Annotated in this window: 20 protein-coding genes, 1 tRNA gene, 1 pseudogene and 1 riboswitch; of the genes and pseudogenes, 7 read left to right on the top strand and 15 right to left on the bottom strand. The window is 46.9% G+C overall.

Translation table 11 applies throughout. From position 1 onward, the window contains the following. Positions 1 to 156 precede the first annotated feature (156 nt). Entirely contained in the window at positions 157 to 756 is a 600-nt protein-coding gene (locus tag AMS66_RS26680; RefSeq protein WP_236703638.1) for an SDR family NAD(P)-dependent oxidoreductase, read from the bottom strand. Here AMS66_RS26680 and AMS66_RS34880 point away from each other — a divergent pair. Continuing rightward, positions 736 to 990 (top strand): annotated as a pseudogene (locus AMS66_RS34880) (transposase); the annotation flags it as partial. The gene AMS66_RS26680 and the pseudogene AMS66_RS34880 overlap by 21 nt on opposite strands. Then, the gene (locus AMS66_RS32540) at positions 987 to 1,142 is read left to right on the top strand and encodes a VOC family protein (RefSeq protein WP_236703637.1); all 156 of its coding nucleotides are present in this window, start codon (positions 987 to 989) and stop codon (positions 1,140 to 1,142) included. The pseudogene AMS66_RS34880 and the gene AMS66_RS32540, both read left to right, overlap by 4 nt. A 161-nt stretch (positions 1,143 to 1,303) precedes the next feature. Here AMS66_RS32540 and AMS66_RS26675 read toward each other — a convergent pair whose 3' ends face one another. Then, on the bottom strand, positions 1,304 to 2,263 hold the full coding sequence (locus AMS66_RS26675) for an NAD-dependent epimerase/dehydratase family protein (RefSeq protein ID WP_053783663.1): 960 nt from the start codon (positions 2,261 to 2,263) through the stop codon (positions 1,304 to 1,306). Positions 2,264 to 2,300: 37 nt separating this feature from the next. After that, complete coding sequence (locus AMS66_RS26670) at positions 2,301 to 3,491, bottom strand: glycine C-acetyltransferase (protein ID WP_053783662.1); 1,191 nt, start codon at positions 3,489 to 3,491, stop codon at positions 2,301 to 2,303. Positions 3,492 to 3,916: 425 nt separating this feature from the next. On the opposite strand from AMS66_RS26670, the gene AMS66_RS26665 reads away from it, so the two are divergent. Then, a complete protein-coding gene (locus AMS66_RS26665) occupies positions 3,917 to 4,273 on the top strand; it encodes a winged helix-turn-helix transcriptional regulator (protein WP_053783661.1) in 357 nt (118 codons plus the stop codon). 107 nt (positions 4,274 to 4,380) lie between these two features. Further along, positions 4,381 to 4,554 (top strand): hypothetical protein, encoded by a 174-nt coding sequence (locus tag AMS66_RS32860; protein WP_160319739.1) that lies wholly within the window; start codon positions 4,381 to 4,383, stop codon positions 4,552 to 4,554. 261 nt (positions 4,555 to 4,815) lie between these two features. Here the strand turns inward: AMS66_RS32860 and AMS66_RS26660 are convergent. Continuing rightward, positions 4,816 to 4,899: transfer RNA gene (locus AMS66_RS26660), tRNA-Leu, on the bottom strand. A 365-nt stretch (positions 4,900 to 5,264) separates the two neighbouring features. After that, positions 5,265 to 5,396, top strand: a riboswitch (cyclic di-AMP (ydaO/yuaA leader). 5 nt (positions 5,397 to 5,401) lie between these two features. Here AMS66_RS26660 and AMS66_RS26655 point away from each other — a divergent pair. Continuing rightward, positions 5,402 to 5,866 carry a C40 family peptidase gene (locus AMS66_RS26655; RefSeq protein WP_053783660.1) on the top strand — a complete coding sequence of 155 codons (465 nt, stop codon included), beginning with the start codon at positions 5,402 to 5,404 and terminating at the stop codon, positions 5,864 to 5,866. A gap of 98 nt (positions 5,867 to 5,964) precedes the next feature. Here AMS66_RS26655 and AMS66_RS26650 read toward each other — a convergent pair whose 3' ends face one another. From AMS66_RS26650 to AMS66_RS26635, 4 genes are all read right to left on the bottom strand, one after another. Next, on the bottom strand, positions 5,965 to 6,294 hold the full coding sequence (locus AMS66_RS26650) for a carboxymuconolactone decarboxylase family protein (protein ID WP_024629268.1): 330 nt from the start codon (positions 6,292 to 6,294) through the stop codon (positions 5,965 to 5,967). 116 nt (positions 6,295 to 6,410) lie between these two features. Further along, positions 6,411 to 6,629, bottom strand: a complete 219-nt coding sequence (locus AMS66_RS26645; RefSeq protein ID WP_053783659.1) for a hypothetical protein — start codon at positions 6,627 to 6,629, stop codon at positions 6,411 to 6,413. Positions 6,630 to 6,753: 124 nt separating this feature from the next. Then, complete coding sequence (locus AMS66_RS26640) at positions 6,754 to 7,083, bottom strand: hypothetical protein (protein WP_053783658.1); 330 nt, start codon at positions 7,081 to 7,083, stop codon at positions 6,754 to 6,756. A gap of 98 nt (positions 7,084 to 7,181) precedes the next feature. Next, positions 7,182 to 7,763 carry a xanthine phosphoribosyltransferase gene (locus tag AMS66_RS26635; RefSeq protein WP_053783657.1) on the bottom strand — a complete coding sequence of 194 codons (582 nt, stop codon included), beginning with the start codon at positions 7,761 to 7,763 and terminating at the stop codon, positions 7,182 to 7,184. A gap of 204 nt (positions 7,764 to 7,967) precedes the next feature. Here AMS66_RS26635 and AMS66_RS26630 point away from each other — a divergent pair, with 204 nt between their 5' ends. Continuing rightward, entirely contained in the window at positions 7,968 to 9,026 is a 1,059-nt protein-coding gene (locus AMS66_RS26630; protein ID WP_053783656.1) for a YkvI family membrane protein, read from the top strand. Between the two features lie 91 nt (positions 9,027 to 9,117). Here AMS66_RS26630 and AMS66_RS26625 read toward each other — a convergent pair whose 3' ends face one another. From AMS66_RS26625 to AMS66_RS26595, 7 genes are all read right to left on the bottom strand, one after another. Then, entirely contained in the window at positions 9,118 to 10,248 is a 1,131-nt protein-coding gene (locus AMS66_RS26625; protein WP_053783655.1) for a glycosyltransferase family 4 protein, read from the bottom strand. A gap of 131 nt (positions 10,249 to 10,379) precedes the next feature. Beyond that, positions 10,380 to 10,505: a hypothetical protein gene (locus AMS66_RS34460; RefSeq protein WP_269084574.1), complete on the bottom strand. Its 126-nt coding sequence runs from the start codon at positions 10,503 to 10,505 to the stop codon at positions 10,380 to 10,382. A gap of 197 nt (positions 10,506 to 10,702) precedes the next feature. After that, a complete protein-coding gene (locus AMS66_RS26620) occupies positions 10,703 to 11,257 on the bottom strand; it encodes a GNAT family N-acetyltransferase (RefSeq protein WP_053783654.1) in 555 nt (184 codons plus the stop codon). A 94-nt stretch (positions 11,258 to 11,351) separates the two neighbouring features. Continuing rightward, positions 11,352 to 12,407 carry a hypothetical protein gene (locus AMS66_RS26615; RefSeq protein ID WP_053783653.1) on the bottom strand — a complete coding sequence of 352 codons (1,056 nt, stop codon included), beginning with the start codon at positions 12,405 to 12,407 and terminating at the stop codon, positions 11,352 to 11,354. Positions 12,408 to 12,506: 99 nt separating this feature from the next. Next, the gene (locus tag AMS66_RS26610; protein WP_053783921.1) at positions 12,507 to 13,310 is read right to left on the bottom strand and encodes a Cof-type HAD-IIB family hydrolase; all 804 of its coding nucleotides are present in this window, start codon (positions 13,308 to 13,310) and stop codon (positions 12,507 to 12,509) included. A gap of 346 nt (positions 13,311 to 13,656) precedes the next feature. Next, positions 13,657 to 14,403 carry a pseudouridine synthase gene (locus AMS66_RS26600; protein WP_053783651.1) on the bottom strand — a complete coding sequence of 249 codons (747 nt, stop codon included), beginning with the start codon at positions 14,401 to 14,403 and terminating at the stop codon, positions 13,657 to 13,659. Beyond that, positions 14,400 to 16,088 carry an RsmB/NOP family class I SAM-dependent RNA methyltransferase gene (locus AMS66_RS26595; protein ID WP_053783650.1) on the bottom strand — a complete coding sequence of 563 codons (1,689 nt, stop codon included), beginning with the start codon at positions 16,086 to 16,088 and terminating at the stop codon, positions 14,400 to 14,402. Before AMS66_RS26595 ends, AMS66_RS26600 begins: the two co-directional genes overlap by 4 nt. A gap of 221 nt (positions 16,089 to 16,309) precedes the next feature. On the opposite strand from AMS66_RS26595, the gene AMS66_RS26590 reads away from it, so the two are divergent. Beyond that, positions 16,310 to 16,858 carry a thioredoxin family protein gene (locus tag AMS66_RS26590; RefSeq protein ID WP_053783649.1) on the top strand — a complete coding sequence of 183 codons (549 nt, stop codon included), beginning with the start codon at positions 16,310 to 16,312 and terminating at the stop codon, positions 16,856 to 16,858. Positions 16,859 to 17,049 lie beyond the last annotated feature (191 nt).

Raw genomic sequence — 17,049 nt, 5'->3', positions numbered from 1 at the left:
AGCTCATGGTTCCAAGGCTTAACTTTGAAACCTCTAAGCCGCTGCGTCCAAGTTTTACATATTCCATGTGATAACACACTCCTTAAGAATATTGGGAAGGCATTCACGCCTTCAGGTTGTCTACACATATCTCGAGTGCCAGTGCTCGAGACTACATCACCACGGGAGTTGGCGTCTTTCGTTTGAGAATGTGCCCGTCGGACCGTCCCCGTCGAGGAGCGCAAGGCGCACGGGATGACGCGCAGCTTGCTCGACGGTGCCCGTGCCCTCAAAGTTGTTGAGATCCGTCGCGGTGAGGCCCGGGCATACCGCATTGACCTTAATGCCTGTCGACTCAAGTTCGATGGCGAAGGCGAGCGTAATCGCATTGAGAGCCGTCTTCGAAGGGCTGTAAACGGCCCCGAACATCTCGCGATGTGAATTAGTCGGATCCGCGTTCAATGTTAGCGAGCCCGAGCCGCTCGATACGTTGACGATACGTGCTGCCGGCGCTTCACGAAGGAGCGGCAGCATCGCTTGCGTGACAGCGATGACGCCGAACACGTTCGTCTCGAAAACTGCTCGCACCTCGTCAAGAGAGGCTACGCTTGGGCGCCCCGACTTCCCGACCTCCTCGAGAGGCCTGCCCGGCTGACCCACGTGCGATATACCCGCGTTGTTCACGAGCACATCGCGACGACCGAGCTCGCTGCGGATGCACGCTGCCAGATCTATGGACACGCTGTTCCCGAACCTGCCAATCTGAAAGCCACACATGGTGTACAGGTGTATTTTTCAGCCCCCTATTCCTCCTGGCAACGAGGCTCAAATGAGAATGCCTTTTGTGAGAATTCTTTCCTAAAGGCACGGATTTCGCTCAGTTGACAGACGAAGCTTTATACCGTGTTCTTGATCTGATAAGCCACATGTCTGGGCTGGAGGACCGCTCACGAATCCTTTTCAGAGGAAGTGTCACTTGGCTTGACAATCCGTCATCTTTCTGAGTTGTGAATCGGAAGCTGAGATTAATAAACTGCATTATCTTGCTGGACAGCGGAGAAGCGATGATACCACTGGACAATTACGGCTTTAGCCAAAAGTTCGGTTGGATCGCGGACAAGTTTGGTGTATCATGGCAGCTAGATTTGCCAAATGAAGCATAACCTTCCGAAACCTAAGCAAGAACCGGGGATGCCACATTAGAAACGGCTGTTCGTTGGTATAAAAAAAGAAGCTGCAACAAAAGGTCCGGGTAACGCCCAAACCTCTTGATGCAGCTTCTTTTGTATTTCTACTCGCTTTGCACCGCGAATTCATAATAACTTTAAGCCTTGCGGAGCATTTGTCTCTCGCTTAGCTGTGAAAGCATATCCTTCGTCATGGCCTTCAGATCGTAGCGGGCATGAAATCCCCATTCTGTCTTCGCTGCCGTCGCATCAATGGAATGCGGCCAGCTATCGGCAATCGCCTGTCTCTTCGGATCAACGTCATAATCAAGGATAAAACCGGGAAGCTCATCCCGAATCGCTGCAGCGATCGCCTCCGGATCCACGCTCATCGCGGTGACATTAAATGAATTTCGGTGCGTCAACCGGGAAGAATCAGCTTCCATCAATTCAATGATAGCGGTCAGGGCATCCGGCATATACATCATGTCCATGTTTGAGTCCTTGGCGATATAAGATGTATACCAGCCAGCCGTCACGGCTGCGTAATAAATTTCCACCGCGTAATCCGTCGTTCCGCCGCCGGGAGGCGTCATATAAGATATCAAACCCGGGAATCGCAGCCCCCTGGTATCCAGGCCGTATTTGTGAAAATAATAATCACAAAGCAGTTCGCCGGACACTTTGTTCACGCCGTACATCGTATTGGGCCTCTGGATCGTATCCTGCGGGGTATTGACTTTCGGAGTCGAAGGACCAAAAGATCCAATGGAGCTTGGAGTGAAAAATTGGCAGCCGAGCTCCCTGGATACCTCAAGTGCATTCATCAATCCGCCCATATTCAAATTCCAGGCAAGCAGCGGTTTCTCCTCTGCGGTAGCCGACAGCAGCGCAGCCAAATGGATGACGGTATCAACTTCGTACCGCTTGGCGATTTCGAACATCGCCTTATCATTCGTCACGTCCAGCAGCTCGAATGGCCCGGATCGGGTAATTTCGTGGGCTGATGACCTGAGATCCGTAGCAACGACGTGATCCGCACCATAAATTTCACGTAATTTAACAACTAACTCAGAACCGATTTGGCCCAGTGCTCCGGTCACCAAAATCTTGTTCATAAGACATTCCTCCCGAAATATACTCCCGCGAATGCAGCTAAATCAGCTTCATTTCCTTGCCAACTTTCTCATAAACGGAGATCACCTGGTCGAGCATCTCCTTGGTATGGGCAGCTGTCGGCATGTTGCGTATTCTTCCGGTTCCTTTGGGAACCGTCGGAAACACGATTGCCTTGGCGTAAACGCCTTCTTCATAGAGCCGTTTGCTGAACTGTTGGGTGGTTACTTCATCGCCAATGATACAAGGTGTGATCGGCGTTTCGCTTTGGCCTACATCATATCCAAGCCGGCTCAAGCCGTTTTTCAAATCATTGCCGTTCTCCCACAGCTTCTCGATCAGCTCTTTGTCATTCATCAGAATGTCGACAGAAGCGCTGCAAGCAGCGATTGCAGCCGGAGGTAGCGATGTCGAGAACAGAAACGGACGGCTTCTCAGCTTCAACCATTCGATCAGTTGTTTTTTACCCGCCACATAACCGCCGACAACGCCGATCGCCTTGGAAAGAGTACCAATTTGAAAGTCAATGCGGTCGGACAATCCAAAATGCTTCACGGTTCCCGCACCTGCTCCGAGAACGCCCGAACCGTGGGCATCATCCACATAAGTAATCAGATCGAATTCTTCTGCTATTTTCACGATTTCGGGCAGCTTTGCTATATCACCATCCATGGAGAAAACCCCGTCGGTGATGACCATAATTTTATGGTACTGACCGGATTCCTTGGCAGCTTTCGCCTGCTGTCTTAAATCATTCATATCCGAATGCTTAAAGCGAATGACCTTGGCTCTCGACAGGCGGCAGCCATCAATAATCGAAGCGTGGTTCAGCTCATCGGATAAAATCGCATCATGCTGGTCCATTACCGCGGATATGGCAGCCATATTGCAGTTAAAACCGGATTGATACACGATAACGGCTTCCGTTTTTTTGAAACGGGCCAGTTTTTCTTCAAGCTCAATATGAAGATCCATCGTACCATTGATCGTTCTCACAGCCCCTGCGCCTGCCCCGTATGTCTGCGACGCCTTAACTGAAGCATCAATCAGGCGGGAATCTGTTGCCAGTCCCAAATAGTTATTGGAAGACAAATTGATCATGGACTTTCCGTCGATACGAATAACAGGACCATTTGCACCCTGCAGCGTATCGATGACGTTATATAGACCTTTAGTCTTTAGATCTTCGATGTTCGAACTTAAAAATTGGTCCAATGCTTGACTTGACATTCCATTCCCTCCTCGATATACATATGTCCTCGTACACGAGACATAGTATTTCTCCAAAAACCCTGTTATAAAAGGAATTAAACTAATTTCAATGTATCATCTTTTTTATTCTTTGTACACAGGTGGTGGACAAAAAATAAAAATATCCGCAAAAAAACATAGCGATTGCTTCCCCCATTCCCGGAAGCAATCGCTACTAAATCTTTGCTTATATCTTTTGCTGCTCGGTAACTTCTTGTGCAGCCATTATTTCTTTTGTATATTCATTTAAATTAATCGATTTACCCCGGTTCAAACGGGATTCTTCCGCGGCAAACGCAATGAGATGACTCTGTACGGAAGCGCTTGCCGAGGTTAGGCTCTCCTGACCGCTATAGTTCCGTAGCTAATTAGTATAAAAAATATACTTTACCAGAGGTGCAATTATGAATGCTGATGAATGTGAATGTCTTACCTGTTCAGTAACAGTTACGGTTAAATTAATTAGTGGGAAATGGAAACCTATCATTCTATATTATTTATTAGATGGGAAACTTCGGTTTAATGAATTGCAATCACGCTTATCAGGAATCACACATCGAGCATTAACCCTTCAGCTTCGCGAGTTAGAAAAAGACGGTTTAGTCTCTAGAACGATATATCCTGTAGTTCCACCTAAAGTAGAGTATCAGCTAACTGATATTGGGCATTCAATGAAGGATATTATTCTTGCGATGTATGATTGGGGGCTTGATTATCAAAAGATGCAAGCAAAGAAAACTCCATCTAGCACAGAGGTATAATGATGTGAAAACATGTCCCATTAATAGTAAATAAGACTTATGTCATCAAATTCGATTACGGAAAATCCCTCCATCATAGTACTTAAACAACTTTATTATCAGAGGACATGTCGGGCGTAGAACTGCTGCTGCGGCTGTTGGAGGAACATCATAAAAACAGGCTGCTCTTCAAATCGTCCTACTCTGACGACTACACGGATTATATTTACGTGGACAAGCTAAGCCAGCGGATCAAACCGGGATACATACGCAGCACTTCCAATTGTTTTGGAAAAACGTGAATTGCGTCGGATTCGGTTTCACGATCTTCGGCATAGTTGTGCGAGCTTACTTTTGGCAAACGGCGGTGGTATGAAGGACATTCAGGAATAGCTTGGTCACAGCCATTTTTTCGACTACCACCAACATCTATACCCACTTGGAATACACGTCCAAGATATCATCCACACAGGGATGAGCGGAAGCCTGAATATCCTGACAAATAAAAAAGGCTCTGATCTGCATAAAAACGCAGAACAGAACCTTATTGATGATGAGTATAGTGCGGTCGAGAGGACTCGAACCTCCACGGTATTGCTACCACTGGCACCTGAAGCCAGCGCGTCTGCCAATTCCGCCACGACCGCGTATATCATATCTCCGAGAAATTATATCGCGGCGACAAGAAATAATATATCATGTGCAGGTAATTAGTGTCAACAACTAAAATATGAATTCAATATTCCAAAGAATATATAATAATTCATTTGAATTAACCTGTAGATATTGTCTAGATATCGTCTAAACGTATGTGATACAACCAATAAATTGTCCAATTTCTCACCCGTTGAAACAGTAGTTACTTTTTTGTCATCGATTAGAATCCACCATTCGAGTTATTTCTACATAAAAAGCCAGAATTCCGTTAACATTGAGATGCTAAGAAAACATAAAAACAGGTTTGACATTTTCGTATTTATGCAATATAGTTTCAAAAGGTTACAAAAACTTAATTATTCATTTGCCGAGTTTCATGTTTGAAAACGGGGGAACCATTTTGGGTGAATTATTCTTATACATAGGAAATATAGGGAACCTTCTACCGAACCCTTAGCTAACTCCGTAGGCATCGAAGGGAGAACATAAATTTTGAAAAAGCTTATCATCTCCATTTTTGGAGCAGCAGTTCTATTTACATCCGGGGCAACAAGCACTGAGGCAAGCAGTATTAACACCGTGGTAAACAACATGACAGGCATACCTTACAAATGGGGTGGCACTACGCTCGCCGGGTTTGATTGTTCGGGATTTATGAGATATATCTTCAACAAATACAGCATTGAATTGCCACGCACTTCGCAGCAGCAAGCCAAGGCCGGCACTTCGGTATCCAAAGCTAATCTGCGTACAGGTGACCTGGTGTTCTTTAATACGATGGGTAATGGCATTTCACATACAGGTGTATATATCGGTGGCGGACAGTTCGCTCACGCTTCAAGCAGCAAGGGTGTAAGCATCACTCAATTATCCAATCCTTACTTTAATGATCGGTATGTAACAGCACGCCGGGTAACAGGACAGTTTATGTATAATAAAATGCTAGGCAAAATATAAGTTGAACACGAAAAGGCTTCGGTTATAACCGGAGCCTTTTCTTTGTCTACATTGAATTTCTACAGAAAGTTGGACAAAATGATGCTGCAATACATATGTTAATGTAAAGCCTTCTGTACTCTCATTGCTCCCTGAGACAGCGCATGACCTCCGCCTACGGCTCCAGCCACAGCAACCGTCTCCATAATCTCCTGATCAGTCGCTCCTTTGGCACGCGCCTCTTCCACATGGTAGAACGTACATACCTCGTTGTTGGCAAACAATCCAATGCCCAAGGCAATCAGCTGTTTGGTCTTGGCATCAATCGCTCCTGCCTGAAAACATTCTCCAGTGAACTCATGATAAGATTTCACCACAGCTGGCAGCACATCGCTTAATTCACCCATCTGATCTTTATAGGCATGTACCTTATCATTCATCAGTGTCATGGTTACCGCACATCCTCTCGGCTGATATGTTACAAGCTCTCACTGTACCTATCTTTTCTCCCGAGAGGTGCAATTATGCCAAAACATCCATGGTAAATGAACCTAAAACACATGTCCTATTCTTCGAGAGGGCTCTTACGTGGTTCGCTGAACAGCTGATACCGATAATTCCGGTCAAGCTTGACCACACGACGATTCTGGCGGCGAATGAGCACCTGCTCCCCGTCCCAGGCTACGACAATGCCCGTTACATCATTGGACTGAATCTCGTCCCGTACCACCCTTACTTTTTCACCCGATAAACGCAGTGCATCCAATTCTGCATCACTGATCATATTCCCGACGCCTACTTTCTCCAAAAAAATTATTTACAAAAAGAGACCTAAATGAAAAGTCATTTAGGTCTCACGTGACTGTATTGGACTGTCATGTCATTCGAAAGTATGTCCCGACTGAAAGTTACCGCTGCGCGTGCTCTTTGCTGTCGTTCTTCTCAAACCAAAAATCAAGCACTTTGGCGGACATCACACGTTCTTCAAGGTACTCCACTTGATGCGGTGTAAATTGTTCTTTCCAAGAGAAGGACAACTCTTCGCACAAGCCTACAATCGTCAGCAATTCTGACCAGGCAACGTAGCGTTTGTACCAGAAAAATTGAGGATGTTCAATCATATAGGGATAAAGGTCATCGAATTCCGTATGTTTACAATCCAGGGCACGCTCAAAATGTACTTTCGATTCCGCCAGCTTATCACTAAAAAATTGTTCTGTTGCCGGTTGGTTACCCATGGTGTTGCCTCCTCTCCCTAACATAACCCCATTATAAATGAAATCAGCGGTCATGCAAAGGCATTGTTATAAAAATAGGCACTATTTCCTTTAAAAAGTCACATTTCGTTATCGTCAAATTGCACGGTGCCATCGTTCAGTGAACGAATGCGCACCAACGCTTCAACCGGGATGCCCTGCTCACGAATGGTGCGCGCTCCGGCCTGAAAACATTTTTCGACCACGACTCCGAATCCAACCAGTTCCGCACCTGAACGTTCGATAATTTTGATGACACCACGAGCGGCATCGCCATTCGCAATGATATCGTCAATAAACAAAATACGGTCATTTTCATGAATATATTCACGGGACACCATAATATCCGTTACGATCCCTTTGGTAAAAGATGGAACTCTTTCACAGTAGGCGTCGGGGTCAGCCAAAAGTGTTTTTTTGCGACGGGCAAATACCAGCGGTACACCCAGTTCATGTGCGGCAGCAAAGGCGACCGGAATCCCGGAAGACTCCACTGTAATGACCCGAGTTACACCACTTTCACGGAAACGAGCAGCAAATTCACGTCCCATTTCCATCGTCAATGCAGGATCAATCTGGTGATTCAGCAGACCATCCAGCTTAAGCACCTGATCTGACATGACTACACCTTCTTGTAAAATTCGTTGTTTCAATACTTCCATAATTTGACCTCCCAAGCCTATCCTATGACGTAAAAGTATCATAGATCCGGCCATCAGTTCAAGCGAAATTGCCTTTACTCTTGTCCAGAGCATGTAAATGACCCCATGCTGCACTTCAATTGTCATGACTTTGAAGGGTCAAGCATACCTTGTACCATGGCACCCGCATGTCCAAACTATTCAGGGGCCTGAGAGGGGAAACGCATGAAACAGGCATTTCGGGTGCTGCAGATCGCATTTACATACATTGGAACGGTAGTAGGAGCCGGCTTTGCAACAGGGCAGGAGATATTGCAGTTTTTTACCCAGTATGGCAAATGGGCCACCATTACCATTGGCTTATCGACCATGCTCTTTGTCTGGTTAGGTACAAAAATGATGCTGATTGCCCATGATACCGGCTCTCGCTCTTACGAAGATCTTAACAAGCATCTATTCGGTCATAAAGCAGGAAATTGGATTACCTGGGTTACTCTCCTGATTCTCATTGGAGTAAACAGTGTCATGCTGGCCGGAGCCGGATCGGTCTTTGTAGAGCATCTGGGGCTCCATTACCAGACAGGTCTGATTGTTACCCTAATTGGTACATATTTGCTGCTTGGACGGGGCATTCAGGCCATTCTGCAGATGAACAGTATTGTGGTGCCAATGATGCTTCTGCTCTCCCTGCTTATGATTACCAGCACCATACATCATCCCGGCGCAAACCGATTTATCACATTAACGACCGACAGCAATCCAATTCAGGTTTGGTTATCGCCTCTGTTGTATACTTCATTCAACCTCGCACTTGCCCAAGCTGTACTCGTTCCGGTGGGGAATCAGATTCGTAGCCGAAAGGTACTGAAGTGGGGCGGCGTTCTGGGCGGGATTGGTGTTGGATTCATGCTTATGGCAGCCCACTTCGCCATGTCAGCTCAAATGCCTGGCATCACACAATTTGAAATTCCAATGGGCAGCATTGCCTTTCAACTTGGCTGGGTAGTCCAGTCTATCTATGTATCCCTGATTTTCATGGAAATCTTCAGTACGTTTGTAGCCGATATTTATGGAATGACCCTCCAACTCAGGCAGCATGTCCGAGTACATCCCAAACTAATCATACTGGCCATCATGCTGCTATGTTATTCGCTCAGCCAGTTTGGATTCAGTTCACTGCTCTCTATCCTTTACCCCATTTTCGGCAGTTTGGCACTGGTCTGGGGTGCAAAATTAGTAATGGATCGATGGGGAAGCTTTCGCGGACGAAAAAAACATCTATAACAATGAACTCTTTTGTTGCATATATCATTTCCCTTAACATAGCAAAAGCCGCTGTTAACACAGCGGCTTCTTTCTTTTCCCTCTCCAGAACCTACACCTGGCTCGGAAATTGCAAATACATTTTTTTTAGTTCATTGACCGATCTGCCCAAAGAGTAATGTGTTTTGGCTTTCTCACATGCCGAACGGGCCAGCTCATAACGGTACGCCGGGTCAACCATCACCTTCTCCAGCGCTTCTGCCAGTGCAGACGGATCTTCTGAGGGCACCAGCAAGCCGTTACTGCCGTTCTCGATCTGTTCTGGTATGCCGCCGACGTCTGTACCTACAAGGGCAAGACAGCTAAGCGCTGCTTCCGCGAATACAGACCCGAACGCCTCCGCCCGTGAAGGAAGTACAAAGATATCAAAAAATGGCATGAATTCCTCCGGATGCAGCGTGTAACCATAAAAAATAGTCTCATTATAAATACCCAGCCGCTGGGCCAATTCTTCCAAATCCGGACGAATCGGTCCGTCCCCAATAATATGAAGCACATAATCATGTCCCCGGGCTTTCAGCTCGGCACAGGCTTTGAACAGAATATCCAGCCCTTTCGCCGGAACCAGACGACATACGGTGACCAGCTGTGGTATCGCATTCTCATGCGGAATTGGCTTAAACCTTTTCTCATCAAAACCATTCGGAATGACATCAATGACCTCGGGATGCTGTACATAAGGCGCCAGATAACGACGGAAAGAATCCGATACCGTTAATAGCCGCTCTGCCTGATGCTCCAGTTCACCATAGATCGCCAGAAGAAATTGATGCTCCGGTCCATTTGGCTCAATCCGTCCATTTAGAATCAGCTCTCGCTCATAACTGGAGTGGATCGTTTGAATGAGGGGAAGATCCGGGAAAACATTCTTCATTGCAAGCCCCGCAATAGGGTGATGGGCATGAATCAGATCGTAAGGCTTCTGAATTCGCAGCTTGGTCCACCACAAATAATCCCGGTAGGTTTGCATATATTTTTGCACGACAGGACTATCCTGATACTGAGTCCAATCGAACGTCTCAAACTGGATATCTTCTCTGCCCTTGTTACGAATTCGCTTAGGCAGCGAGAACAGATCCATCTCCCACCTCGGGGTTGTAAACCTCTCTTGCATATACGGAATCATAGAGGATACACCTCCGGGCTGCTCCGGAGGAAAGAAAAGCGCCTGCAGCAATCTCACCGTTAGTTTCCCCCTTTCTAGCATAAGTCTTCTCAGTGCATCTTCCATCATGATATATCAGAACATATGTTCAGTAAAGGTGCAAAATGAGATTCCTTATCACTCCGACATTTACAGCTGAATAATAGAATTCATTTCAATATCAATTGTACCATGTTGGTTCTGACGCTGACGACATTACGAATATTGTTAGGTACCGGGGCAAATTCACTGTAGATAATCGCTCTCTGGCCGACTTTATCCTGCTGCACGTTCATCTTTTTCCTCTTGTTTGAACGTAAGCCTTCACTCCAGAGTCGTATATACAACATATTCAGAAGATGCTCGGCTAAGAAGCGGATGTATGAATGGGGAGTTAAACCTCTTTGCCGACATACAAAAGAAAGCCCGTGAGCATATTGGTAGCTCCCGGCTTATTAAGTGTACTCATATGTTGCATACTGTTGAGAACTAATTATACAGACAGGCGTGTGACCGCCTTTTCATACGTACTGAAGCCGTCTGTCTCTCCCAAAAAGGTATAGTCGTTATGCACATAGAATTTGTTCAATGTTGCGTTGTCCGCTCCGCAATCCAATCGGACGATATGTTTAGCCTCAAACTGTATCCCGCTGCTGGACCATTGCAAAATCGCGCGTCCCAATCCACTCTGGGCATATTTTCTGCGAATTGCTAATCGGTGCAGATAAAGTGCTCCATCCCCGGCATACGCTTTGCTTCCCCATAAATGCACATCCCATGCGCTTGGCTGGCTCATCAAAATAACCATGCCAGCTACTTCAGCGCCTTTCTTAAATACAAATACGTCACCACGCTGAATGGCCTCCACCGTATTATGGGAATCCTCACCTTTTAACAACGCATTCCATTGAGAAGACCCCTGGCCCCGCAGCCATTCGGCTGTTTCCATGAGCAGAGACATCACATCTTCTGTGTCTTCCGGCTGAGCCTGCAATGCTTTAAATTCATCATTGATGTAGTCTGTTGTGATACTGAATGAGTGCTTCATGATTCTCCTCCACTTCCAGGTCTCTCTTAAACTAATGGTACTATACCGGGAAATGGCTTTTTCGTCAAAAAAAAAAGGCAAGAGGCTGTGCCTCTTACCCTTCAATCTTCGCTTCATCGATAATTTGATTTCGGTATAACATCGTGAGATGTAATGTATCAAATTCAAGTTCTTTGTCCAGCTCCCGCATCAGAACTTCAACCAGACTCTTTCGCTGAGCACTTGTGCCAGGAACCTCGTAATCCATATAACCTGACAGATCCGCATATGAGGTATCAATCGTTGCTGTACCTACAGGTAATCCTCCGCGTTCTTGTAGAAAAAGTTCATATACCCGGAATTCCCGATCTTTGCGCACCAGCATTACGTAACAGGCTTCTTCAGCAGCTTCATGCACTTCGAGATCTTCCTCGGACTCTATCTCATCCTCATCTGCAAAATCCCGATGCACCCATTCCGCTGATTCCAGCTCCTGCCCTTGATGCCACATGCGGATGGTAATCGTATCAATAATTTCTTCATCCAGCTCTCGTACCAGCAGTTCGGCAGCCGCATCCTGATAACTCTCTGCCGGTTCATCATACCAATGAATCTCACCCTGTACATCAGCACCATATTGTTTCAGAGAGGCTTCGGCCAGTTCCTGTCCATTGGCATCATTAAATACATAAGTGGATATGCTGCGTCCGGCACTTACCAGTTCCATCTCCAGCAAATGTTCCGGGTCTTCATATGTAAATGATTCGCCTTGTGAACCGGGGATTACGTGTACTTCATTTACACCAGCCCGATCATTCTTTCCATCGTGATTATACGTATCTTCAGACCGTGACGACTGAATGAATACATCAGTTTGAGACTCTGGTTTCTGTAACACAGAATACAGTGTACCGCAGCTTACCAGCACTTCATATTCAGCAGCACTTACTGCATCCGCGAGAGAACGAATATATTCGTGCACCTGCTCCACAATAACTTGTTCTGTCTCGTCAGGTAGCGAATCCTGCTCAATCTGAAGGCTGCCGGATACCCGATCCCCTTCCCTGAACACAAGCAGCAGCGAACCCGCATATTGACCGTCCACCATAATATCCTGCACTTCGCCACCTGATGTACGAAGATCAGGAATCAGTTCTACTTTCAGTTCCATGTACCTGTCCCCCTCAGTTCCTAACGTTATTCTGTTAGGTTACCCTTGAGAGCGGCAGTTTATAAGATAAAGCCTCTATTCAGATTTAAGAGTGCCCCGTTAGATGGACAACACATATTTTTGGATAGCGTGAGCCACACCCTGATCGTTGTTCGAAAGTGTAACCTCATCCGCAGCAGCCTTGACTTCCTCCGGGGAATTGTCCATCGCAATCCCTTTGCCTGCATAGGTCAACATTGTGATGTCATTGTAGTAGTTACCTACCGCCATGATCTCGGAAGATAGAATTCCTTTTGCTTCGGCCAGTCTTTTTAGAGCTGCACCTTTGGAGGCTTCAGGATGCATCAGATCAATGAAAAAATCACCACTACGCGTCATATAATATGGAAGATTCCAGGTCGACCACTCCTGCTGCACCGCGTTCATCTGCTCGATTGGTCCAAACGCAGTGAATTTCGCAAGCGGCTCTGTCATATCCGCCCATTGCGGCAGCTTTAATGGCTCTGCCATGAAATTTTGGTACATCTCGCGCACCTGCAGCTCCAAGCCTTCCGGCTGATCCACATAGAGTCCAAATGCCGTGTTGATATCAAAATGTACACCTTGCGTACGGCAGTAAGCTATGAATGGCTCCAATCCCTGTCCATCCATGGCAAAATGGTGCACCACTTCATGAGTCTCGACCTGTGCAGTTACCGCCCCATTATGTGTGATGACATATCCGTCAAGTCCCATCTGCTCCATAAACGGAATCGTGTTCGCTGGACCTCTGCCTGAACAAAGGACAATCTCGGCTCCCTGACGGGAAGCACGAATTAAGGTCTCTTGCGTCTTTTCGGTAAGTTCATGATGATCATTAAGCAACGTTCCATCGACATCCAGTGCGATTAATTTAATTGTCATTGTCTTCATTCCTTATCTGTAAGAGAGTCGCACCCACCCAAACCCTCCCTTCCGAGGGAGAGCCCTAGAGGGCTCTGCCCTCTGGACTCCCGTTTTGTTAACCGGCGGCTGGTGGGATCTTGCTATGTGACGGTTGGCGTGGGAGCGCTTGGTTGCCGGGTCCTCCGCTTGACAGCGGCGGTCCCGCCCAAGCTCAAGCGGGACCATTACGGCCAGGGCTTCGCCCCCTGCCCGGGCTCCCTGCTCCGCTTCGCGAAGGACGGGAGCCGTTGCGCCTTGGGCGCGATGGCCAGGGCTTCGCCCCCTGCCCAAGCTCCCTGCTCCGCTTTGCGAAGGGCGGGAGCTGTTACTTCCGCAGAAGGTCTAATTCTTCTGCGGTTAGCTCGCGATAGCTGCCGATAGTCAGATCGGCATCCAGCTCCAGCTCACCCATGGCTACGCGTTTCAAGTACACCACGCGCTTGCCTACAGCCTGAAACATTCTTTTCACCTGGTGGAACTTGCCCTCATGAATAATCAATGAAATGGAAGAGAATACGCCCTCTTCGGTTTCTTCACGGTGAAACACAGTCAGTTCCGCAGGCAATGTCTCATATCCGTCATCCAGTTGAATGCCGGCTTTGAATCGTTCGATATCTTCTTCATCAACGTTCCCGAGCACACGAGCTTCATACGTCTTGGGTACATGTTTACGCGGGGATAACAGATCATGGGCAAGTGGCCCATCATTGGTTAGAATGAGCAAACCCTCGGTATCTTTATCGAGTCGTCCGACAGGGAACGGTTTGAAGACACGATCCTCTTTACTCAGCAGATCAATCACCGTTTTATCCCGATTATCTTCGGTTGCCGACACCACGCCAGGTGGTTTGTGCAGCATCAGGTAGATCATTTCCCGATACTCGATCCGCTCTCCGTCAGCTTCAATAACGTTTACGTCTGGATTAACCTGCACGCCGCTGTCTTTCACCGGTTTCCCATCCACACGAATTCTGCCCTGCTTCACCATTTTTTTGAGCTCACTCCGTGACCCTACACCCATATGGCTTAATATTTTATCTAGACGCAGGGTTTGTTTGCCTTTTCCACTCATACAGATGTCCACCTCCAGCCTGCCGGATATTCATTCTTCAGTACACCATCCAGCCATTTCCCCCAGCCGGCAGCGAAACCATCCACACATACCAGTACATAACCTTTGGCCGCCGTATCTGCTTTGCGTTCCACGCGCGCTTCTTCGATGTTCAACGTCTCTCCTTTGAGATACCTTACGGCTTCTCCGTTAGCGGAAGATAGATTGATGAATCGCTGCGCCTCTGTTGTATTCAAAGCACATGCCAGCGGATGAGAGGGCACAAATCGCCCATTCTTCATGTTACCCATAAACCACCCTGGTCGTATAACCTTTAGCCCTTCCAGACGGGCAGCACCCACAGAAGATTGATATACCCGATCGCCGTAATACACCGTTTCGCCAACAAGCTCGATCTCCAAATTTTCTTGTAAAAATTGAGCATAGACCGTTCCTGGATCGATACTCGTCTGGTCGGCTCCACGTCCCTGACCCCGTTCGTTTTTGCGGCCACCACGTTCGTTTCCTTTACCCGGTCTTCCCTGAGCCTTGCCACCACGTGAATTCCTGTCATTGCGTTCCCTGGATTCGGTTCTCATGAGACGTTCCTGTTTCCGTTCTTCTTTCGTAAGAGATATTGATACCCGGATAGATCGGTCCTCGGATTCAATGGTTTGCGTGAAGTCTCCATCAACTGCCTGTCCAGTCTGTAATTCACTGTTCGCTTCACGACTTCCGTCTTCTTCGGCAGGAGATTCCGCACGATGCTGCAATACAGCAACATAATGTCCTTCTCCCTCCAATAGATGAGGCCACAACCTTGCAGTGCCACGAGTCTGATCCAGCACGGATTCATTCTCTTCTGCTGTATCAGGCAACATCTGACGCACCCAATCCGGGCGCCCCGGTGCAAATCCAGCAGTTTCCGGGATGACTTTCACGAAAAAGTCAGGATTGATGTTCAGAAATTCCGCAATCATCGCTTCATTTTCCTCTGGCGCAAAAGTACATGTCGAATATACTATGGTTCCTCCTGGAGCAAGCAGCTTGGCCGCCGTCTCCAGAATATCGCGCTGCATCAGCACACATTTTTCCACCGAATGATTTTCCCAGGATTTCACCATGTCCTCATCTTTGCGGAACATACCCTCACCCGAGCAAGGCGCATCGATTAACACTTTATCAAAATAATGAGGAAATGCTTTCGCAATCCGCTCCGGTGACTCATTCAGTACAACGGCATTACGTACCCCGTACAATTCCACGTTTTTGGCGAGTGCCTTCGTTCGTTCCGCATGAATATCATTCGTAACGAGCACACCCTTGCCCTGCAGCTTGGCTGCAATCTGGGTTGTTTTCCCACCAGGAGCAGCACATAGATCCAGCACGCGTTCCCCTGGCTTCACATTTAATAATTCAACCGGGGCCATGGCGCTTGGTTCCTGGATATAATACAAGCCCGCATGATAATAAGGATGTAACCCCGGCTTAACCCCGTGAGGCACATAAAAACCCGTTCCGCACCACGGAATGGGTCGCATATCATATGGAGCAATTTCCTCGAATTGTTCCAGCGATATTTTTAACGTATTCACTCTCAGCCCCGCATGTGGCGACTGCTCATAAGATTTCATGAATTGTTCAAATTCATCGCCTAACAAGCTTTTCATTCGCTCGGCAAATATCGAAGGCAGCTGTACAGCCATAATCGCACTCATCCTGTCTTGTTAAAATTGCATATAGTACTATGTTATCATATCCGGGCATACCTTTCCTATTGCTTCATACATATTCCACTACAGCGTGTAATGTAGTATAATGGCAAGTAGATTGATTGATGTGCAAAAATTCGGGTGCTTATGCATATTATCCCATCCTGTATTTTTGCCAAAACTATATTTCGATATGATCGATGGGGGATGTCTTAATGAAATCCAAGAAGAAAAAGAAAAGCGCTGCGATCCTTATTTTCCTGGGGGTTTTCATCGTAATGATTGCAGTACTCGTTCTGGTGAATCAGCAATCCAAGAAACAAATGGACGCTGTGGGGAACGCTTATGGCATTGCAGCATCCAAGCTTAATCCGGCAACCCGTGAATTACTGGATGATCCGAATTACCAACAAATTATTTTGCCTGATGATCTGAAAACCAGAATTGATAACAAAGATAGCTTCTTTGTCTATTTCTTTGCCTCCGACTGCTCACACTGCCGTGCGACAACACCTCAGCTAATGCCACTGGTGGACAGTGAAGGCATCGATCTTCCTCAGTTCAATCTGCGGGAATTCGATTCAGGTTGGACTGATTATAACATTGAGTACACGCCGACTCTGGTATATTATCAGGATGGTGTGGAGAAAGACCGAATGGTTGGCGGGCTGCAGGAAAATGGCAGTGACAACGGTTATACTTTGGATGACTACAAGCAATTTTTCGAGAAATATAAAGGCAGTGCCACTCCATCGGCAAGCTAATCGTAGATGCTTTCGTAGATGCGATGTACTCCGTATGGATCATGTTGTCCTTTGCATGGACAAACTCTGGAATCATTCCAAATTTTCATGATAGCCTATAATATCGAACACCCCGACAATTCCTCTAGAGGAGCTGTCGGGGTGTTTTTTATCAGATCATATGTTTGACACTATGTTAATAAACAAGTGAA

Origin of the sequence: Paenibacillus xylanivorans, from assembly GCF_001280595.1 — a bacterium.
GTDB lineage: Bacteria > Bacillota > Bacilli > Paenibacillales > Paenibacillaceae > Paenibacillus > Paenibacillus xylanivorans.
The sequence above is the reverse complement of the archived record's forward strand: the minus strand, read 5'-3'. Positions and strand labels throughout refer to the sequence as shown.